This window comes from Pantoea sp. SGAir0418 (assembly GCF_043529865.1).
On sequence record NZ_CP027911.1, the window covers coordinates 2,009,531 to 2,030,757 of the forward strand.

19 protein-coding genes are annotated in these 21,227 nt (G+C 60.2%); 17 read left to right on the forward strand and 2 right to left on the reverse strand.

The window, feature by feature from the left end:
* Positions 1-145: 145 nt before the first annotated feature.
* The 11 genes from C1N84_RS09235 (at position 146) to C1N84_RS09285 (ending at position 12,008) form a co-directional block, all read left to right on the forward strand.
* Positions 146-1,480, forward strand: a complete 1,335-nt coding sequence (locus C1N84_RS09235) for an MFS transporter (RefSeq protein ID WP_127834109.1) — start codon at positions 146-148, stop codon at positions 1,478-1,480.
* Position 1,481: 1 nt separating this feature from the next.
* The gene (locus C1N84_RS09240; RefSeq protein ID WP_264443493.1) at positions 1,482-3,227 is read left to right on the forward strand and encodes a dihydroxyacetone kinase family protein; all 1,746 of its coding nucleotides are present in this window, start codon (positions 1,482-1,484) and stop codon (positions 3,225-3,227) included.
* Positions 3,228-3,229: 2 nt separating this feature from the next.
* A complete protein-coding gene (locus tag C1N84_RS09245) occupies positions 3,230-4,006 on the forward strand; it encodes a triose-phosphate isomerase family protein (RefSeq protein ID WP_058769827.1) in 777 nt (258 codons plus the stop codon).
* Positions 4,003-4,821: a sugar phosphate isomerase/epimerase family protein gene (locus C1N84_RS09250; protein ID WP_059008866.1), complete on the forward strand. Its 819-nt coding sequence runs from the start codon at positions 4,003-4,005 to the stop codon at positions 4,819-4,821. Before C1N84_RS09245 ends, C1N84_RS09250 begins: the two co-directional genes overlap by 4 nt.
* Positions 4,818-5,675 (forward strand): phosphogluconate dehydrogenase C-terminal domain-containing protein, encoded by an 858-nt coding sequence (locus tag C1N84_RS09255; RefSeq protein WP_088518233.1) that lies wholly within the window; start codon positions 4,818-4,820, stop codon positions 5,673-5,675. Before C1N84_RS09250 ends, C1N84_RS09255 begins: the two co-directional genes overlap by 4 nt.
* 108 nt (positions 5,676-5,783) lie before the next feature.
* Entirely contained in the window at positions 5,784-6,749 is a 966-nt protein-coding gene (locus C1N84_RS09260; RefSeq protein ID WP_021506007.1) for a sugar-binding transcriptional regulator, read from the forward strand.
* A gap of 156 nt (positions 6,750-6,905) precedes the next feature.
* Positions 6,906-8,009, forward strand: a complete 1,104-nt coding sequence (locus C1N84_RS09265; protein WP_104092962.1) for an ABC transporter ATP-binding protein — start codon at positions 6,906-6,908, stop codon at positions 8,007-8,009.
* A 27-nt stretch (positions 8,010-8,036) separates the two neighbouring features.
* A complete protein-coding gene (locus tag C1N84_RS09270; RefSeq protein ID WP_264443502.1) occupies positions 8,037-9,314 on the forward strand; it encodes an ABC transporter substrate-binding protein in 1,278 nt (425 codons plus the stop codon).
* 10 nt (positions 9,315-9,324) lie between these two features.
* Positions 9,325-10,236 (forward strand): carbohydrate ABC transporter permease, encoded by a 912-nt coding sequence (locus C1N84_RS09275; protein ID WP_059008859.1) that lies wholly within the window; start codon positions 9,325-9,327, stop codon positions 10,234-10,236.
* A complete protein-coding gene (locus C1N84_RS09280; protein ID WP_021506011.1) occupies positions 10,233-11,051 on the forward strand; it encodes a carbohydrate ABC transporter permease in 819 nt (272 codons plus the stop codon). Before C1N84_RS09275 ends, C1N84_RS09280 begins: the two co-directional genes overlap by 4 nt.
* 12 nt (positions 11,052-11,063) lie before the next feature.
* Positions 11,064-12,008, forward strand: a complete 945-nt coding sequence (locus C1N84_RS09285) for a metallophosphoesterase (RefSeq protein ID WP_127834104.1) — start codon at positions 11,064-11,066, stop codon at positions 12,006-12,008.
* Here C1N84_RS09285 and C1N84_RS09290 read toward each other — a convergent pair.
* Entirely contained in the window at positions 11,992-12,660 is a 669-nt protein-coding gene (locus C1N84_RS09290) for an MmcQ/YjbR family DNA-binding protein (protein ID WP_264443509.1), read from the reverse strand. The two genes, C1N84_RS09285 and C1N84_RS09290, sit on opposite strands and share 17 nt — an antisense overlap.
* A gap of 228 nt (positions 12,661-12,888) precedes the next feature.
* Here C1N84_RS09290 and rluF point away from each other — a divergent pair, with 228 nt between their 5' ends.
* The 6 genes from rluF (at position 12,889) to C1N84_RS09320 (ending at position 19,889) form a co-directional block, all read left to right on the forward strand.
* A complete protein-coding gene (gene rluF, locus C1N84_RS09295) occupies positions 12,889-13,770 on the forward strand; it encodes a 23S rRNA pseudouridine(2604) synthase RluF (RefSeq protein WP_021506014.1) in 882 nt (293 codons plus the stop codon).
* A gap of 265 nt (positions 13,771-14,035) precedes the next feature.
* Complete coding sequence (locus C1N84_RS09300) at positions 14,036-15,022, forward strand: sugar ABC transporter substrate-binding protein (RefSeq protein WP_264443513.1); 987 nt, start codon at positions 14,036-14,038, stop codon at positions 15,020-15,022.
* Between the two features lie 4 nt (positions 15,023-15,026).
* A complete protein-coding gene (locus C1N84_RS09305) occupies positions 15,027-16,535 on the forward strand; it encodes a sugar ABC transporter ATP-binding protein (RefSeq protein WP_394541834.1) in 1,509 nt (502 codons plus the stop codon).
* Positions 16,532-17,545 (forward strand): ABC transporter permease, encoded by a 1,014-nt coding sequence (locus tag C1N84_RS09310; protein ID WP_058758574.1) that lies wholly within the window; start codon positions 16,532-16,534, stop codon positions 17,543-17,545. Before C1N84_RS09305 ends, C1N84_RS09310 begins: the two co-directional genes overlap by 4 nt.
* Positions 17,538-18,512, forward strand: coding sequence for an ABC transporter permease (locus C1N84_RS09315; protein ID WP_264443519.1), 975 nt, complete (start codon positions 17,538-17,540; stop codon positions 18,510-18,512). The genes C1N84_RS09310 and C1N84_RS09315 overlap by 8 nt, the downstream gene beginning before the upstream one ends.
* A gap of 12 nt (positions 18,513-18,524) precedes the next feature.
* Complete coding sequence (locus C1N84_RS09320; RefSeq protein WP_394541835.1) at positions 18,525-19,889, forward strand: LLM class flavin-dependent oxidoreductase; 1,365 nt, start codon at positions 18,525-18,527, stop codon at positions 19,887-19,889.
* On the opposite strand, the gene C1N84_RS09325 is transcribed toward C1N84_RS09320, so the two are convergent.
* Positions 19,886-21,151 (reverse strand): SfnB family sulfur acquisition oxidoreductase, encoded by a 1,266-nt coding sequence (locus C1N84_RS09325; RefSeq protein ID WP_058758572.1) that lies wholly within the window; start codon positions 21,149-21,151, stop codon positions 19,886-19,888. The genes C1N84_RS09320 and C1N84_RS09325 overlap by 4 nt on opposite strands.
* Positions 21,152-21,227 lie beyond the last annotated feature (76 nt).

Here is a 21,227-nt window from a genome sequence, read left to right on the forward strand (position 1 = left end):
TCGCATGACCCTATCCATGTACAAGAAGAACCATTGAGGACTCGAACATGTGTCATTTGCTTCTTACCTCGCATTTTGTCTGTCGCCAGCGCCGGTTTTGCGCCTGGCCAACACCGTCTCACTGCGCACGTTTCGGAGGTGCGTTATGAATCACTCTGCTGTCAGCGCGGTTGAGCAGACCGCAATCCGCAAAATCTCCTGGCGCCTGGTACCGTTTGTGGCGCTGATGTTCTTTATCAACTTCCTCGATCGCACCGCCATTTCCTTTGCCGGCCCAAACGGCATGACGCAGGACCTCGGCCTCAGTGCGCTGCAGTTTGGTCTCGCCTCCGGCATCTTCTTTATTGGTTACATCCTGCTGGAAGTGCCCAGCAACCTGGCGCTGCATAAGTTCGGCGCGCGGCGCTGGCTGGCGCGCATCATGATCAGCTGGGGCATCGTCTCGCTGCTGTTTACCTGGGTCAGCAGTGTCGAAGGGCTGTATACGCTGCGCCTGCTGCTGGGGATTGCCGAGGCTGGTTTCTTCCCGGGCGCCATCCTTTATCTCAGCCTGTGGGTGCCGGCGCGCCACCGCAGCAAAATTCTCTCGCTGTTCTACCTGGCACAACCGCTGACGGTGGTATTTGGCGCACCGCTGGCTGCCTCGCTGATTGAGCAGCACGGGCTGTTTGGCCTGGAGGGCTGGCGCGTAATGTTTATGGGCGTATCGCTGCCAGCAATCCTCATCGGGATTGTGGCGCTGTTCTGGCTGGTGGACTCGCCGCGTCAGGCGAAGTGGCTGAATGACGACGAGAAAAACTGGCTGATAGCCGAACTGGAGGCGGAACATCAGCACAAGCAGGGCCAGCACCCGCACAGCGTGCGTTCGGTGATGGGCAACAGCCGCGTGTGGATGCTGTGCCTGATCTACTTCGGCTTTATTTACGGCCTGTACGCGCTGGCGTTCTTCCTGCCGACCATTATCGCCGGCTTCCAGCAGCAGTTTGGCACCACCTTCAATGTGATGCAGAAAGGGCTGATCACCGGCGTGCCGTACCTGATCGCCGCCGTCGTGATGTTTTTCTGGTCGCGGGATGCCGCGCGGCGTGGCTGTAAAACCTGGCACATCGCGATTCCTGCGGTCGCGGGCGGCCTCAGCGTACCACTGGCGCTCTACATGGATTCACCGTTTACCACCATCCTGGTGATCGCCGTAACGGCCAGCGCCATCTTCGCCGCATTGCCCAATTTCTGGACGCTGCCGACGCAGTTCCTGACCGGCGCATCGGCAGCGGCGGCGATTGCGCTGATTAACACCCTGGGCAACGTGGCGGGTTTCTCCGCCGGTTACATCACCGGCGCACTGCATGATGCCACTCACAGTTATGTGTTACCGATGTTCGTGGTCGGCGGTTTTATGCTGCTCTCCGCTGTATTGATGCTGTTCCTCAATCGCCGTCGCGCGCAGCCTCTGCCAGCCTCATTTGTACAGGAGCAATAACATGACGTACCTGTTTAACCAGCCATCCGCGTTTGCCGCGGAACTGATCGAAGGCTTTGTGGCCGCCAACGCCGATAAAGTACGCCAGGTGAGCGGTGGCGTGGTACGCAGCACGCGCAGCCAGCCGGATACCGTGGCGGTGATTGTCGGTGGCGGTTCCGGTCACTATCCCGCCTTTGCCGGATTGGTCGGCCAGGGCCTGGCGCACGGGGCGGCAATGGGCAATCTGTTCGCTTCGCCGTCGGCGCAGCAAATCTATAACGTCGCGCGCGCGGCGCATAACGGCGCAGGTGTGCTGTTGCTGTTTGGAAACTATGCCGGTGACGTGCTGCATTTTGGTCAGGCGTGCGAGCGGCTGCGCGCTGAGGGTATTGCCTGTGAGGTGCTGGCGGTAACGGATGATGTGTCCAGCGCCAGCCACGATGAGCGTCTCAAGCGACGCGGCGTCGCCGGCGATCTGTGTGTGTTTAAAGTGGCTGCGGCCGCGGCAGAAGCGGGAGACGATCTGGCTACGGTGCTGAAAAAAGCGCAGCACGCCAACGATCGCACCCGCACCTTCGGCGTGGCATTTTCCGGCTGCACGCTGCCTGGCGCTTCGCATCCGCTGTTTGAGGTAGAGAAAGGGCGCATGGCGCTCGGGCTGGGCATCCACGGTGAGCCGGGCATCAGCGAAACGGCGGTGCCGCGCGCCGATGAGCTGGCAGAAATCTTTGTCGACCGGCTGCTGAGTGAGCGGCCAGCGGATGTGGCGCAGGTGGCGGGACAGCGCGTGGCGGTAATCCTCAACGGTCTCGGTTCAGTCAAGTATGAAGAGCTGTTTGTGGTGTATCGCCGCATCGCCCAGCTGCTGTCGGCGGCGCAGTTGCAGGTGGTGGAGCCGGATGTCGGCGAATTCGTCACCAGTTTTAACATGGCAGGCGTCTCGCTGACGCTGATGTGGCTCGATGATGAGCTGGAAACCCTGTGGCGCGCGCCGGCCAATACGTCGGCCTACCGCAAAGGCAGCGTCCTGATTGCCGAACCGCTCAGCGCCGCCGAATGCGAAGAGATCCGTGAAGAGACGTTACCGCAGGCCAGCACCGCATCACAACACAGCGCCCGGCGCGTTCTTGAGCTGCTGGAAGCGGTGGCGGTGATGATTCAGCGTCATGCCGGCCAGCTGGGCGACATTGATGCGGTAGCGGGCGACGGCGATCACGGCATTGGTATGGAGCGCGGCGTACTCGGCGCAGTGGAAAAGGCGCGTGAGGTGGCCGCGCGTGGCGCCGGCGCTGGCAGTCTGCTGTGTCGCGCCGCCGATGCCTGGGCGGATAAAGCGGGCGGCACGTCCGGAGCACTGTGGGGCGTGGCACTGACCGCGCTCGGCACCGCACTGGGCGACAGCGCGGCAGCGGATGCAACACGCGTCGCTGCCGGCGTCCGGGATGCCAAAGAGGGCATTATGCACTTCGGCAAAGCGCGCGTCGGTGATAAAACCATGGTTGACGTGCTGGTTCCGTTTAGCGACACGCTGAGCGCTGCGGTCGCGCAGGGCGCATCACTCACCGAAGCCTGGTTACGTGCGGCAGCGGTGGCGGAGCAGGCCGCGCAGGCCACCGCACAGCTGGTACCGAAAGTGGGGCGTGCGCGGCCGCTGGCAGAAAAAAGCGTTGGCACGCCGGACGCCGGTGCGGTTTCACTGGCGATGATCGTCAACACCGTTGGCAATCTGTTAAAAGAACACAGTGCATCTGAACAGGGAGCGTAATTATGGCTCAGCCTAAAATCTGGCTTGGCGTCAGCCTGAAAATGTATTTCGGCTATCAGCAAACGCTGGCGTGGTGTCGCGAGGTTGCGACGCTGGCGCAGCATCCGGCAGTGCAGCGCGGTGATGTCGGGCTGTTTGTGCTGCCCGCTTATCCGGCCATCCCGGCGGTAACGGAGATCTTTGCCGGCACGCCGGTGCGCGTCGGCGCGCAGGACGTGTGTCAGGCGGAAAACGGCGCCTGGACCGGTGAGGTCAGCGCCAGCATGCTGCAGGAGCTGGGGTGCTCACTGGCGGAGATCGGTCACGCCGAACGCCGTCGCCATTTTCATGAAGATAAAACGCAGATTGCCGCCAAAGTGGCGATGGCGCTGCGTTATCGCCTGACCCCGGTGCTGTGCATCGGTGAACCGCAGCAGGGCACGCCTGAGCAGGCGATTGCGCTGTGTCAGCAGCAGCTGCAGGAGGCGCTGGCGGAGGCCGCGCAACACGCGCTCAGCGGTGAGGTGTTGTTTGCTTACGAACCGCAGTGGGCCATTGGCGCACCGCATCCGGCGCCGGACAGCTACATCCGCGCGGTGTGCAGCGGGCTACAGCAGCTGACGACGCCCGACGGCATCACGCTGCGGGTGATTTACGGCGGCAGCGCCGGGCCGGGTCTGATTCAGCGCCTCGGCGGCGACGTCAACGGCCTGTTCCTCGGCCGCTTTGCCCACGATCCGCAGGCGCTGGCGCAGATCGTGCAGGAAGCCAGTAAGCTGGCTGAGGAGCTGCCGTCATGAGCCGCATTGGACTCAGTACCTATGCGTTTTTCTGGCGTATGTCGCCCCAGGTGCCACAGCCGCTCACGCTGGCGCAGATGCTGCAGCAGACTGCCGATCTCGACGTGTCAGTATTCCAGATCTGCGACTACCCGGCGATTGAGCAGTGGTCAGATGAACAGCTGCTGGCGCTGCGTCAGCAGGCGGATGCGCTTGGCATCACGCTGGAGCTGGGCACGCGCGGTCTGGGCAGCGCACACCTGCGCCGCTATCTGCACATCGCCGCCATTCTCGACGCGCGCGTGGTGCGCTCAATGTTCAACACCGCCGATCACCGGCCATCGCTGGATGAAGCGGCCAATCTGATTGCTGCCGTGCTGCCGGATTTTGCCCGCCAGCAGGTGCGGCTGTGCCTGGAAACTTACGAACAGGTCAGCAGCGCGGCGATGATGTCGGTGATCAACCGCTTTCTCTCGCCGTGGCTGTGCGTCTGTCTCGATCCGGCCAACTGCGTCGCCGGACTGGAACTGCAGGAGCAGGTGATCGCCAATACCGCTGCGCGCGTCGGCAATCTGCACATCAAAGATTTCGCCTTTACCCGCCGTGCCGGCTGGGTCGGTTTTACCCTGGCCGGCTGTCCGATGGGCGAAGGGAAGCTGGATTATGACCGGCTGATCGCCAGCGTGCGGCCGGCCGATCGCGACATCAACCAAATCATCGAACACTGGTTGCCGTGGCAGGACGATGCCGCGCAGACCTGCGCGCGGGAAGCTGAATGGACCCGCCGCGCCGTTGAATTCCTACGCAGTAAACAAGATCAGGAGTCGTTAACATGAGCAAGGCATTGAAAACCATCACCGTGATCGGCGCAGGCGGCAAAATGGGCATGCGTATTTCCGCTAATTTGCAGCACAGCGCTTATCAGGTGTTTTACTGCGAGAATTCACCGCAGGCGCAGCAGCAGGTGACTGCACAGGGACGCGAGCTGTCGGATGCCGCGTCGGTGGTGCCGCTGAGTGACGTGGTGATCCTCGCCGTGCCGGATATCGTACTGGGCAAAGTCTCGCAAAGCGTGGTGCCACAGATGCAAAGCGGTGCGGTGCTGCTGACGCTCGATCCGGCCGCGGCCTATGCCAACCTGATCGCCCAGCGTGACGGCATCGAATACGCAGTCGCGCACCCGTGCCATCCGTCGGTATTTCTGGCCCGCTACACCAAAGAGGAGCACGCCGATGCGTTTGGTGGCGTCGCTGCCGTTCAGCACGTCGCGGCAGCCTGGGAAAGCGGCAGCGCTGAACAGAAGGCAGAGCTGAGTAAGGTAATCAGCGTGATGTACGGCCCGGTTGATCAGGTGCACTGGGTCACGGTGACGCAACTGGCGTATCTGGAGCCGACGCTGGTCGAAACCGTCGCCTGCATGGTCGGTGCCTTCATGAAAGAGGCGCTGGATGAAACGGTGAAACACAGCGGCGTCCCGGAAGAGGCAGCGAAGGCCATGCTGTACGGCCATATTCAGATTGCGCTGGCGGTGGCTTTCCGCGCCACCAACCCGTTCTCGGACGCCTGCATGATCGCCATGGAGTATGGCCGCGAGAAGATCATCAAGCCGGACTGGAAACAGATCTTCGATCAGCAAGAGCTGGATAAGGTTATTGCCCGCATGCTGAAAATTGACGCCATTCAGCGTTAAGCGTGAAAGCAGCGGCGACTCGCGGCGTTGCTGGCTGGCGAAGCGAGTCGCATCAATGATATAACTCCCTGCTGAGCACTCCGCACGACGATACAAGACAGGTAACGGATGGAAAAAAACACGCTTTCTCAGGACTCCGAGCTGCTGACGGAAATTGCCGTCGCCTACTATCAGGACGAAATCACCCAGGAGGAGATTGCGCGTAAGTTTGGGATTTCCCGTATCAAGGTGGGGCGACTGCTGAAACGCGCGCGTGAAGAGGGCATCGTCGAGATCAATGTGCGCTACCATCCGGTGTTCAGTACGCGGCTGGAACAGCAGTTGCAGACGCGCTTTCCCCATCTGCAGCGCGCGCTGATTGCCCTCGATTCGCCAGACAGCGACGAGCAGCGGCGTCAGGTGGCGGCGCTGGTGTCGGCGCATCTCGCGCAGTCGCTGAAAGACAACGCCATTGTCGCCGTGGGCCAGGGGCGCAACGTGGCGGCCGTCGCCGATTATCCCGGTCAGGTGCCGACGCGCAACTGCCTGTTTATCAGCGGCATCGGCGGCACCCATCGTCCGGGGGATGCCATCAACGCGGACCACATCAGCCGCCGGCTGGCCAAAAAGTTTGGCGGCATCAGCGAAACCCTGTACGCCCCGGCTTACGTCGAAAACCGGGCGCTGCGCGACGCTTTCATGCAAAACGGCACCATCAAAGAGACGCTCGACCGCGCGCGGAAAGCGGATGTGGCACTGGTGGGCATCGGCGACATGAACGAAAACAGCTATATGGTGAAGCTCGGCTGGTTCACACCACATGAGATCATTGATGCCAGCGTCAATCAGGGCGTGACCGGTGACGTGGCCGGCTATGATTTTTTTAATGCCCAGGGCCAGCACGTGGATACGGTGATGAACGACCGGGTAATTGGCCTGAGTATCGACGAGCTGCGTAAAATTCCCTGCGTGATTGCCATTGCCGCTGAAAACACCAAAGCCATGGCGATCCTCGGCGCGCTGCGCACCGGCGCTATCGACATCATTGCCACCACGGCGCAGAACATCCGCACCATTCTGAGCATGTCGCAGTAACGCATCAACGCCTGCCCGGCGCGGCCTGCGGGCGTGCCGGGTGAGGGGGATGCTGCGCCAGGTCGCCGTCCATCACCCAACCGTCACGTCAGCGCCATAAATCTTTCATCCGCCTCAGCTAGCTTACCGCCATTCTGATTTCAGGACTGCGGATGCATGAGCCATCTCTCGCTGCAACACATCACCAAAACCTGGGGCGATAAAATCGCGCTGCAGGATATCAGCTTCGACGTGGCGCAAGGCAGTTTCGTCGCACTGCTGGGGCCTTCAGGCTGCGGTAAATCGACGCTGTTGCGCACCCTCGCCGGGCTGGAAACGGCCGACAGCGGCCGCATTTATTTCAATCACACCGACGTCACGCCTCTGCCACCGGCGCAGCGCAATCTGTCGATGGTGTTTCAGTCTTACGCGCTGTTTCCTCACCTGAGCGTGCGGGAGAATCTGCTGTTTGGCCTGAAGGCGCGCGGTGAAGATAAGCAACAGTTTGCCGCCCGGCTGGCGCAGGTCAGCGCACTGCTTGAACTGGAACCGCTGCTGGCGCGCCTGCCTTCACAGCTCTCCGGCGGGCAGCAGCAGCGCGTGGCGCTGGGCAGGGCGGTGATCGCCAACAATACTCTGTGTCTGATGGATGAGCCGTTATCCAACCTGGATGCCAAACTGCGTCAGAGCATGCGGCGCGAAATCCGCGCGCTGCAAAAGCAGCTCGGGCTGACCATGTTATACGTCACCCACGATCAGACCGAAGCGATGAGCATGGCCGATCACATCATTCTGCTCAACGATGGCCGCATTGAGCAGCACGGCACGCCAGACCAGCTCTACAACCAGCCGGCGAGCTGTTTTGCCGCGCAGTTTATTGGCGCACCGCCAATGAATATCCTGCCACTGCACAGCAAAGGCGCGCATCACTACCTCAGCCATCTCAGCACACCGCTGCTGAGCTATGCCGGCGAAACGGCGCTGAGCCTGGGCCTGCGCGCGGAGGATATCCAGCTGGTCGCCCCGCAGCAGGCCGCGCTGAGTGCGCGGGTAGTGAGCTACGAATACATGGGCGCGGATACGCTGCTGGTATGTCGGTTGCCCGGCATCACGGAATCACTGACCGTCAAAGTGCCCGGCCTGCAGCGCTTCACGGATGACAGCCTGGTCGGCCTGCAGTGGTCCACCAGCCGGCAATACCTGTTTTCCACCACCAGCGGCCAGCGCTGTGTCGCTGCTGAACACCCGATGTTGCTCGCTGAGAAAAAATACGCTGTTTAACCGTTGTCGTTTATTCAAGGGAAAATCATGTCTGCGATCCGTTTCTCGCCTCTGGCTTGTGTCGTTATGCTGTGTGCCTCCGCGTCGGTGTTTGCTGCTGAGCCGGTGAAGTTACAGATGTACTATCCGATTGCGGTCGGCGGTAAAGTCAGCCACACCGTGGAAGCCCTGGTGGCGGATTTTGAAAAACAGCACCCTGAGATCAGCATTCAGCCGGTCTACACCGGCGATTACGCCACCACCGTGACCAAAGCGCTGACGGCGTTTCGCGGCGGTAACGCACCGCAGCTGGCGGTAATGGGCGATATTGAAGCCTGGTCGCTGATGGATGCCGGTGCCATCGTCGCCGCCAGCGATTTAGCCCCGGGTGAAGAGGGCAAACAGTGGATCGACAGCTTCTATCCGGCCTTTTTGCGTCGCATTGAGGGCAAAGTGTGGGGCGTGCCTTTTCAGCGCTCAACCGTGGTGATGTACTGGAACAAACAGGCCTTTGAGAAAGCCGGCCTCGATCCGAATACGCCGCCCGCCACCTGGCAGCAGGTGGTGGCATTCAGCAAAAAACTGACGCTGAAACAGGCCAGCGGCGTCAGCCAGTGGGGCATTGAAATCCCTTCCACGCCGAACGGCTACTGGAATTTCCAGGGGCTGGCAGCCACCAATGGCGGACGGCTGGATAACGGCAAGGGCAACGCCGTGTATTTCAACACGCCGGGCAACGTGGAAACCCTGCAATGGCTGACCGATCTCGGCCAGAAAGAGGAAGTCTCGCCGAAGGGTGCGATTGCCTGGGGCACCACGCCGCAGGATTTCATCAGCGGCAAAACGGCCATGATGGTCACTACCACCGGTAACCTGACCAACGTGCACGATAACGCGGCCTTCCCGTTTGGCGTCGCCATGCTGCCGGAGAAAACCCAGCGCGGCAGCCCGACCGGTGGCGGCAACCTGTACGTGTTCAAAAGCGCTTCACCGGCGCAGCAGCAGGCGGCGATGCGCTTCATCCGCTGGGTCACCGCACCGGAACAGGCCGCGCGCTGGAGTATCGCTACCGGCTATGTCGCCACCTCGCCGGCAGCGTGGGACACGGCGGCAATGAAAGCCTATGTGCAGCAGGTGCCTCAGGCACTGGTGGCGCGTGAGCAGCTGAAATATGCCCAGCCGGAACTCTCGACCTACAACAGCGTGCAGATTCAGGACGCGCTCAATCACGCCATTGAAGCAGCGGTGACGCAGAGCAAAACCCCGGCCCAGGCGCTGGCCGATGCACAGAAACAGGCTGACCGCCTGCTGAAAAATTATCAGTGACGGCCGCGTGATGAGCTCATTCTCTGGCAGCGCCGCCACGCTGCGCCCGCGCGGGTGGACACTGCAGCTCAGCGGCTATTTGCTGCTGCTGCCCGCGCTCAGCTTCCTGCTGCTGTTTACTCATTATCCGGCGCTGGCCACGCTGTGGCAGAGCCTGTTCAGCGCCGCGCGCGCTTCGCATCCGGCCCATTTTGTCGGGCTGGATAACTATCGCGCGCTGCTGGATGACGACATTTTTATGCAGTCGCTGTGGAATAACCTGCTGTATGCGCTGATCACCATTCCGCTGGCGGTGACGCTGGCGCTGCTGATGGCGCTGGCGGTCAATCGTCGGCTGCGCGGCAACGCACTGGTGCGTGCGGCCTTCTTCATTCCGTCGCTGCTGCCGATGATCGCCATCGCCAATCTGTGGCTGTTTTTCTATACGCCACAGCTTGGCATCCTGAATAGCCTGCTGGCATGGTTTTCGCTACCGGCGGTCAACTGGCTCGGCGAGCCGGATACCACGCTGTACTGCCTGATGGCGGTTTCGGTATGGCGCGAGGCGGGTTTTTTCATGATCTTTTACCTCGCCGCCCTGCAGCAGATCGATCCGCGTCTCAGCGAAGCCGCTGCGATTGAAGGCGCATCGCGCCGTTACTTTTTCCGCCGCGTGCAGTGGCCGCTACTGCTGCCAACCACGCTGTTTGTGCTGATCAACGCCTCGATGAACGCCTTCCGCATTGTCGATCAGGTGATTGCTATGACCAACGGCGGCCCGAACAACAGCAGTAGCCTGCTGCTGTTTTATATCTATCGTACCGCGTTCAGTTTCTGGGACATGCCAGCCGCGTCGGCCATGACGGTGGTGCTGCTGGTGATCCTCGGATCGATTGCGTTGATCAAATTTCATCTGCTGGACAAGCGAGCCCATTATCAATGAAAGCTGCATCTTCTCCGGGCGGTTTTGCGCTCAACCTGCTGATTTGGCTGGCCGCGCTGCTGTGGAGCTTGCCGATGCTGGTGGCGCTGTGGATTGCCATTCATCCGGCCGCCGGACAGGGGCACTTTTCACTGCTGGCGCCGCTGACGCTGGAGAACTTCATCAATGCCTGGCACGCGGCACCGTTTGCCCGCTACTTCCTCAATACCACGCTGCTGGTGCTGATGATTGTGGTGGTCCAGCTGGTGCTGGCCACGCTGGCCGCTTATGCCCTGGTGCGGTTCCGCCTGAAATTTTCCGGTTTCCTCTTCGCGCTGATTCTGCTGCAGCTGATGATCAGCCCGGATGTGCTGATTCTGAATAATTACCGCACCATCAGCGCGCTCGGGCTGCGCGATACCCTGACCGGCATTGCGCTGCCGTACTTTGCCTCGGCGTTCGCCATCTTTCTGCTGCGGCAGACGTTCAAAAGCATTCCGCTGGTGCTGGAAGAGGCGGCAACCGTTGAGGGGGCCAGCCGGTTTTACATTCTGCGCCACATCTACATTCCGCTGGCAAAGCCAATCTATGTGGCGTTCGCGCTGGTCTCGATCAGCTTCCACTGGAACGATTTTCTCTGGCCGCTGGTGATCACCGACTCGGTTCAGGTGCGTCCGTTAACCGTCGGGCTGCAGCTGTTTTCTGCGCCGGAGCAGGGCGTGCAGTGGGCGCTGATTGGGGCAGCTACGCTGATGACCACCTTGCCGTTGCTGCTGCTGTTTTTGCTGTTCCAGCGGCAGTTTATTCAGTCATTCATGCGTGCCGGTATTCGCTAAGGAGAGCCACAGATGGGATATGCCCATGCGCTAACCGCAGCGCAACGCCAGCGGCTCGGTGATGTCGCTGAGCTGTATCAGTTACCGGATTTACGCGCGGCACCGCTCGACGGCACGCTGCGCTTCGGGCTGCTGGCCGATCCGCAATATGCTGACGTTGAGGCGGATGTCCCGGCGAATCTCTACTATCGTCATGCGCTGCATAAGCTGCCGCAGGCGATAACCGCGCTCAATCAGCAGCCGCTGGATTTTGTCGTTACGCTCGGCGATCTGGTGGATCGCCACTGGGCCAGCTATGCCACGCTGCTGCCGCTTTACGATCGGCTACTCCATCCGCATGCCGTGGTGCTGGGGAATCACGACGCCCAGACCATCGCGCAGCACTTTGATGACGCGCTGCCGCTGCCAAAAAGTTACTATGCCTTTCAGCTGCCGGGCTGGCGCTTTATTGTCTACGACGGCAACGATATCAGCCTGTACTGCAATCAACACAACGGCGACGATCGCCAGCGCGCGGCCGCACTGCTGGCTGATTTACAGGCGTGCCAGCAACCGCAGGCGCAGCCGTGGAATGGCGCGGTCGGTGCGACCCAGCTGGCGTGGCTGGAAACGCAGCTTATTGAGGCCCGCACCTGCGGCCAGCAGGTGGTGGTGTTCGGCCATTATCCGCTGGCACCGGGCTACAGCCACAGTCTGCTCAACGGTGCGCAGCTGGCAGAACTGTTCTGCCGCTATGGCGTGCGCGCCTGTTTTGCCGGCCACGATCACCGTGGCGGCTATCATCGCCGCGCGGATACCGTGTTTATAACCCTGAAGGGGATGCTGGATGGCCCGTCGCGCGTGCCCTTTGCGGTGGTGGAGCTGACGGGCGAGACGTTGCGGCTGCGGGGATGGGGCGGCGAAATCAGCCGCGAAGAGGTATACGGTGCCGCGCCGATTGCTAGCCGGCCAGGTTAAAACTGTTGTCAATGCGCAACAAAACCTCGGCCGTCGGGACTGATCCATCCAGACACAGGGTGACCCAATGCTTTTTGTTCATATGGTAGCCCGGGAAATAAACCTCGCCATCGACCAGCGAAGCGATCGCCTGCGGCGAGACTTTAATATTGACGATTTCAATCAGGCTATCATCCGGTCGGCCCAGCTTGCTGCTGTGAATCGTCAACAGCGCGCCGAACCACTTTTGATTATCTTTGCGGCGAAAGATAGCGTTTTCAGGAAAGCGCGGCCATAAGAATTCCAGCTCAGTCTGATACTGCTGTTTCAGGTGCTGAACGATCGCATCGGCCTGCGTTGTTTTGAAATGCTTCTGCGGGAAACATTTTTCTGCGATATCCAGCAAGATAGCATCATGTTCTTCACGGACCTGCCCCACAAAGGCACCGGTGGCAGAAATAATACGGTGAAGAATGTAATCTTCTCCTGTGACTTTATCGATAATGGTGGCGGCAATGTCACCCTGAGTAGTGATGTTTACCTGCAGGGTGAACTGCTTATTCATTACATCACAGCGGTAGCCGTAATCCTGCCCGTCCTTGCGGAAACCGTAAGCCAGCAGCTTTTTCACATTCATTTCCCGGCTGACGAAAAGATGATTTACGTTGTACATTTTCATGCCTGGTTAACGGTGAGATGTTCACAATACCTGGAGTTTACTCAGGGGCGAGCGGGCTATTTTAACCGACAGGTGGGATTTTTATGTGCCATAAATCGCTATGACACCCGGCACCGCTTTTTCGCCATATCACACCGCAAAGAACAACCGCCACCGGACGCTTAACCCAGCCTTACGCAACGCGCGCACATGCTGTATAGTCCGTTTTTTTTCGGAGGAACCATGCTGCCCAACTCATCCACGCGCCTGAATAAATACATCAGCGAGAGCGGAATCTGCTCGCGCCGTGACGCCGATCGTTACATCGAACAAGGCAACGTTTTCATTAACGGCAAACGCGCCAGCGTCGGTGCGCAGGTGTTCGCCGGGGATGAGGTCAAAGTCAACGGGCGGCTGATTGAACCGCGCAACGAAGACGATCTGGTATTAATCGCCCTCAACAAGCCGGTGGGCATTGTCACCACCATGGAAGAGGGCGAGCGTGACAACATTGGTGACTTCGTCAACCACAGCAAGCGCGTGTTCCCGATTGGCCGGTTGGATAAAGACTCGCAGGGGCTGATTTTCCTCACCAATCACGGCGATCTGGTGAATAAAATCCTGCGCGCCGGTAATAATCACGAAAAAGAGTACGTGGTAACGGTGGATAAGCCGATCACCGACGAGTTTATTGCCGGTATGGCGGCGGGCGTACCGATGCTCGGCACAGTGACGAAAAAATGCAAAGTGAAGCGGGAGTCGACCTTTGTATTTCGTATTATCCTGGTGCAGGGACTGAACCGGCAGATTCGCCGCATGGCCAAACACTTTGGCTATGAAGTGACGAAGCTGGAGCGCACGCGCATCATGAACGTGAGCCTGAAAGGTATCCCGCTCGGTGAATGGCGCGATCTGACGGACGATGAACTGATCGACCTGTTTAAGCTGATTGAGGATTCGTCGTCAGAAGATCAAAAAACGCAGCAGGCACAGGCGAAGAAGAAAGCGGCGACGCCCGCCGCGAAAAAACCGGCCGTCAGCGCACCGAAACAGAGTGACAAAGCGGGTCAGGGCGCTAACCGCAAGCGCTTTACCCAGCCGGGACGCAAGAAAAAAGGGCGTTAAAATCACACCCGCGGCGCCCGCGACCATCACGTATCTTTAGCGCCGCACGCCTTCATTCCAGCCACGTTTTTATTATTTATAACCGGGCGTCAGAATATCTGCGCCCGGTCATGCTTTTTCACGCAATCAATATGCAAATCCGCTGCATATCCAAAGGAGAAAATGGCATTAGGGATAAATAGTGACTGTGATAATTTTCAGCTATACGCCGAATAGCAGGCGTCACTCACCTTATTTAGCTGAACCTTTTCCAGGGATATAAACAATGCATAAACACCGCCTGGCCGGACTATTACTGGCCTCTGCATCGCTGCTCGCCGGCTTGTCGCTGCACGCTCGCGCCGCTGATGCATCCATTCCCTCACTGGCCGGTAAACGTATCGGTATTACCGTGGCCGGTACCGATCACTACTGGGATCTGAAAGCCTATCAGGGACAAATTGATGGAGTAAAGCGGCTGGGTGGCACGCCTATCGCGCTGGATGGCGGACGCAAAGAGTCACAGCAGATCGCGCAAATTCAAACGCTGATTGCACAAAAACCGGATGCCATTATTGAAACGCTGGGCACCGCCTCAGTGCTGGAACCCTGGCTGAAAAAAATTCGCGACGCCGGCATTCCCTTATTTACCGTGGATACCGCCAGCCCATCCAGTATTAACGTCACGACCTCCGATAACTTTTATATTGGCGAGCAGCTGGCATTAAAACTGGTCAATGATCTGCGCGGCGAAGGCAATATTCTGGTGTTTAATGGTTTTTATGGCGTGCCGGTGGTGGCGATGCGCTATGACCAGTTAAAAGCCGTGCTGAAATGGTATCCGAAAATTAAAATCATTCAGCCCGAACTGCGCGACGTCATTCCCAATACCGTGCAGGATGCCTATGCGCAGATTAGTCAGCTACTTAACAAGTATCCGCAAGGGTCAGTACAGGCTATCTGGGCGGCATGGGACGTACCGCAGATTGGTGCCACTCAGGCGGTTGATGCTGCCGGTCGCAGTGAAATCAAAACTTACGCCGTGGACGGCAGCCCGGACGTGGTCTCGCTGGTGAAAGATCCGAAATCCAGCGCGGCGGCGGTGGTGGCGCAGCAACCCTATCTGATCGGACAGACTGCGGTACAAAATGTGGCGAAATACCTTGCCGGCGATCGTTCACTTCCGCCTGCCACCTATGTTCCGGCCATTCTGGTCACCAAAGAGAATGCGGCGCAGGCGCAGCAAACGCTGGGCCAGAGCGATGATAAATAAGACAGTGCGACTGCAACTGCGCCAGATCAGTAAAGCCTTTGACGGCATTCCCGCGCTGCAGGCGGTATCGCTTGATGTCCACGCCGGCGAAGTGCATGGGCTGATTGGGCATAACGGAGCCGGAAAATCGACGCTGATCAAAGTGCTGGGCGGCATCCACGCTGCCGATGAGGGCAGCGTGACGCTGGAAGGCCGGCCACTGGTGTTGACCAGTCCGGCTCAGGCACAACAGCAGGGCATCGCCATTGTTCATCAGGAGCGGCTATTGCCAGGCACGCTGACGGTGGCGGAAGCGCTGCTGCTCGGTAATGAGCCACGGATTGGCAGCACACCGTTTATCGATCGCCGGCGTATGCGGCAGCAGGCGCGGCAGCTACTGCAACAGCACTTCGATCTGCAGATCGATCCCGATGCGCTGATCGCCGGGTTAAGTGTGGCGGAACAGCAACTGGTGCAGATCTGTCGCGTATTACAGCGCGCGCCGCGCGTGGTGGTACTGGATGAACCGACCGCCGCGCTGGCGCGCCACGAGGTGCAGGCGCTGTTTCGCGTTATTGAACGTATGCGTCAGCAGGGGATCGCACTGATCTACGTTTCTCACTATCTCGATGAAATCCAGGCACTGTGCCAGCGGGTTACGGTGCTGCGCGATGGTAAAGACGTCGCGCATTTTACCGGCGACGCCCTTTCTCCGCATGCGCTGATTAATGCCATGATCGGTGAGACGCAGCAGGCGATTGCACCGCGCGGTCTGCCACCTGACGGCGAGCCGGTGCTGACCGTAGACGCCCTGAGCGCGCCGGGTCGCTTTCACAATGTTTGTTTCAGCGCACGACGTGGCGAGATCGTTGGCATTACCGGCCTGCTGGGCTCCGGAGGGAAGGCGTTAATCAGCGCACTGTTTGGTCTGGAACGTGGCGTGAGCGGGACGCTGCGCGTAGGTGAGACGCACGGCGTACCGGCTTCGCCACATGCCGCGGTGAAACGTGGCATCGCGCTGGTGCCGGAAGATCGCCGCGCCAACGGCATCGCGCTCGATGTGAGCCTGCGCGACAACATCACCCTGACGACCGTGCAGCGCCTGCTGCGCTGGGGCGGCGTCTCCGCAACCGCCGAGACCGCGCTAGTGGCGGACAACATCCGCCAGCTGGCGATCCGCACACCGGGCCAGCTGGCACCGCTGCGTCAGCTGTCCGGCGGAAATCAGCAAAAAGCGGTACTGGCGAAATGGCTCAACACCCACGCCACGCTCTATCTGCTGGATGAGCCCACGGTTGGCGTCGACATTGCCGCCAAGGCCGCCATTTATCAAACCCTGCAGCAGCTGGCGGCCGCCGGTGCGGTGATTATCCTGTTTTCCACCGATCTGCTGGAACTGCAAACGCTCGCCGACCGCATTATTGTGCTGGCGCGCGGCGAGCAGGTCGCCACGCTGTCCGCCCGGCACACCAGTCACCAGGAGATTCTGTCCCTGGCTTCCGGCACGGGCGCATTGACGGAGCAAATCCTATGAGTGAACTGAGCCAACCGGCGGTGGTAACGGCGGCAGGCAAACCGCAGGGGCAGCCGTGGCTGCAGCACGTCGCGCTGCTGATTATTGTACTGGTGCTGGCGGTATTTGCCTGGCTGTCGCCTATTTTCCTCAGCGTGATCAACCTCGGTAATGTATTGCAGCAAACGGCGGTGGTGGGAACGCTGGCGCTGGGTCTGACGCTGGTGCTAAGCGGTGGCGGTGTTCAGGGGATTAGCGGCGGCATTGATTTATCCATTGCCGCTAATATGGGGTTGTGTGCCGCGGTATTCGCGGCGCAGATCGCTGAGCAACACTCTGTCACTTATGCGCTGCTGCTCACGCTGCTCACCGGCATCGCCGTGGGGATATTCAATGCCCTGGCGATTGTCTGGCTTGGTATTTTGCCCCTGCTGGCGACGCTGACCAGCATGAACATCGCCATGGGACTGGAGATGGTGCTGAGCGGAAACGCGTCGATTTCCGCCAGCAGCGCGCTGCAAAACCTGCTGATAGCCAGCGGACCGCTGGGCGTTTCCTGGCTCGGCTGGGGATTTCTGCTGCTGGCGTTGAGTGCACTCGGGCTCAGTCGTTTCACCGCGTTTGGCCTGCGCCTGCAGGCGGTGGGTAGCCATCCGCAGGCCGCCAACGCGGCGGGCATTAGCGTGGCGCGCTATCAAAGTCTGAGTTATGTGCTGTGCGGCTTCAGCGCTGCACTGGCAGCCATTGCCTCGGTGGCGCTGCTCAGCGGCAGTTCGCCGGGCGCTAACGACAATCTGCTGATGGTGATTGCCGCCGCGCTGCTCGGCGTGGTGTTTTCGCGTCGCCTGGTGCCGACCCTGGGCGGTGCACTGATCAGCGCGCTGTTTCTGAGTCTGATAGCCAACGGCTTTCAGTTGGTTAACGTCTCAAGTTACTGGATTAACGGCGTCGAGGGTGTGCTCATCCTGCTGGTTGTGGCGCTGACCGCGCTACTGCGGCGCCGTCAGGCGGGGAGGGCATCTCATGTCTGAACTGAGCCTGAGCGGTAAAAAAGTGCCGGGGCTGTTGCGCAGCCTGATGGTGCTGACCTTTGTTGCGCTGCTGCTGTTTTTCATCATCGCCGCGCCCGCGTTTGCCACTGTCGCCAACATTCGTAGCGTGCTGCTGAATAATGTCGCACCGCTGGCGATTGTGGCGCTGGCCATGACGCTGGTCACGCGTATCGGCGCGATCGATCTGTCCGTCGGTACGGCGATTGATGTCGCCTGCCTGGTGCTGGTGACGCTGGTACTGCATCAGGTCGCGCTGCCGCTGGCGCTGTTGGGTGCGCTGACGGCGGCACTGCTGGTAGGCGTGTTCAACGCTTTTCTGGTGACACAACTCGGCGTTGAGCCGTTTCTCGCCACGCTTGGCACGCTGTTTATTGGTCAGAGCGTACAGCAACTGTCGTCCAACGGTGGGCAGCCGGTCTATCTGCTAAGCCAGACGCTGCCGGCGGGTTTTACCGCTATTGGTCACGGCACGCTACTTGGCGTTCCACTACCGCTCTGGCTGTTGCTGGGCGTGGCGCTGGTGCTGTATCAACTGTTGCACCGCAGCGCCAGCGGTCGCGCACTGCGCATGATGGGTGAACAGCTCAGCGTAGCGCATCATTCTGGCGTGGCGGTCAAACGTCTCACCGCGCTGGCATTCATATTCAGTGCACTGGTCGCCGGCATCGTCGGGTTAATTCTCGCCGCCAATGTCAAAGCCTGGGTACCGTTATCGGGCAATGCCTATCTGCTGAATGCCATCGGTGCCAGCTTTATTGGCGCGACCTTCGCGCCTTCGCGCCGCCCGAATGTACCGGGTACACTGCTGGGTGTCGTGCTGCTGAGTTTCATCGCCAACGGACTGTTGCTGGTCGGCTGGAACTTTTACTGGCAGCAGGTGGCAACCGGCGTACTGATCTTTGTGGTACTGGCCGTGGGTGCGCTGCGTGCGCGTCGCCCTGTCTGAGGAGGGTAACGGATGCCTTCACCGTTTTTGCTGTTTGCGTTCATGATGAATGTCCCTGGTCATCTCTCTGCCGGATTGTGGCGACATCCCCAGGATCAGGCGCATCGCTATACCGAGCTGGATTACTGGACGACCCTCGCGCGGCAGCTTGATACCGCAGGTTTTGATGCGCTGTTTATTGCTGATGCGCTGGGACAATTGGATGTATGGCAGGGCAAGCCGGACGCGGCGTTGCGCCTGGCCGCTCAGATGCCGGTGAACGATCCGCTGCTGCTGGTCTCAGCCATGGCAGCCGTCACGCAGCACCTCGGTTTCGGTATTACGGTCTCTGCCACCTACGAACATCCTTATTTGCTGGCGCGCAAGTTCACGACGCTTGATCATCTCACCCGCGGGCGTATCGCCTGGAACGTGGTGACTTCCATGCTTGATTCCGCGGCGCGCAATCTGGGTTTGATCCGGCAGCTGCCGCATGATGAGCGTTACGATCGCGCACAGGAGTTTCTGGATGTGACCGCGAAGCTTTGGGAAGGCTCATGGGAGGAAGATGCGGTTAGCCGTGATAAAGCCAACAGCCTGTATAGCGATCCGCAAAAAGTGCACGCTATTCAGCATTATGGTCGCTGGTATCAGGTGCCGGATGCACATCTCAGTGAGCCCAGCCCACAGCGCACCCCGATGCTGTTTCAGGCTGGCACTTCGGCACGCGGTGCGCAGTTTGCTGCCCGTAACGCAGAAGTCATTTTCCTCGGTGGCGTCACCGCGCAGGCGATTGCCAGCGATATTCAGCGCATTCGTCAGCTGGCCGTGGCAGAAGGGCGCGATCCGGCGTCGCTGCGTTTTGTCACAGCCATCACGGTGATCACGGCCGAAGATGATGCCGCCGCCCGGGCCAAACTTGAGGATTATCAGCAATACATCAGTGAAGAGGCTGCGCTGGCGCTCTTCTCGGCGTGGACCGGTATCGACTGGTCGCAGGAGGATCCGGACATGCCGCTGGCCTTTCGCGAAACCGACGCCTGCCGTTCGGCGCTGGCCAGCCTGACGCGAATTGACGATCAAAAACGCTGGACGCTGCGTGAGGCAGCACGCTACATCGGTATCGGTGGTCTGCATCCGTTGCTGGTGGGCGGCGGCGAAACCATTGCCGATCGGCTGGATCAGTTTGCGGCAGAATCGGGCGTGGACGGCTTTAATCTGGGCTGGGCTATTAGCCCGGGCAGCTTCAACGATTTCATTGCCTGGGTCATGCCGGTGCTGCGCCAGCGCGGGCGGGTGCGTCCTCAGCCAGCACAGCCGTTAACCTTGCGTGAACGTCTCACGGGTCAGCCGCGCCTGGCAGCTGACCATCCGGCAACGCGCTTCCGCCGCCCTTAGCTCCACGCATGGCGCGGCGGCGGCGTGCCGTTGAGATAATAATTACCCACGTGGTAATACTTCCAGCGCACCGGATCGTGCAGCGTATGGGTGCGCGCGTTGCGCCAGTGGCGGTCCAGATTAAACTCCTGCAGCGTGGCGCGGGTGCCAGCCAGCTCAAACAGTTTGTTACCGGCAAGCAGAGCGATCTCCGTCGTCAGCACTTTGGCCTCGGCGGTGGCCACGGTCGCGCGTGCCACGCTGGTCTCATCGGGCTGCGTCAGCGCGGCGTCAATCGCTGCACCGGCCTGCCACAGCAGCGCTTCGGCAGCGTGCAGGCGGATTTTCAAATCACCGACTGCCGCCAGCGTGAAGTGGTCATCGGCAGCGCGCGCCTGGCCACTGTCAATCCACGGCCGCGAGCGTTCGCGAACAAATTGCAGGGTGTCTTCAATGGTGCCGCGCGCAATACCGACATCCACCGCCGCCTGAATGATCTGTGAAATCGGCCCGGCAGCGGTTGGCCGCTCAAACGCCTGCCAGGTTGGAATAACGCGCGACAGCGGGGCGCGGACATTCTCCAGCAGTACGGTACCGGAGGCCGTCGTGCGCTGACCAAAGGCCGACCAGTTATTAATGACGCTGATGCCTGGCGTGTCGCGATCGAGCACAATCAGATGCGCCCGGTCCTGCTCGTCCAGCGCCACGGCATGGATTCGATGCGCCAGCAGCGCGCCAGTGGCATAAAATTTTTCCCCGTTAATCACCACCTCATCACCGTCACGCCGAAAGCGCGTCTGAAAATCGGCGACCGTGCGGCCATGCTTCTCCGAGAAGGCATTGCCCCAGCGCAGCCCGGCCAGTACCTCGCTCAGCAGTACCTGTTTTTGTGCTTCGCTACCGTCTTCCAGCAGATGGGCCACACCGGCCAGATGGTTTTGCGGCAGCTGACCGAGCGCCGGATCGGCAGCTGAAATGATGGCGATCACCCTGGCCACGGTGGTCCACGACACGCCCGCTCCGCCCCAGGCTTTGGGGATGGCCATTGCCCACAGGCCGCTTTGCGAGAACGCATCCAGCTCTTTGAGGGGCAGAATGCCCTCTCGATCGCGCAGTGCCGCCTCGCGCGCGAAGCTGGCCGCCAGCTGATGGGCTACGGCGATAGCTTCCGCATCGTCGCGAATGATATGCGCGGCGCCAGCCGGTAATGGCACCGGTGCTTCCGCCTGTTGCGTATTGACTTTACGCGGCAGCGCCGCGGAGTCGGCTAAGGTCAGCGACATAATGACTTCTCCGGTAGAAGAGGATAGAGGAGGGCATCATCGCATGCGCACGCGGAGGGCTTATATCTCAATAGCG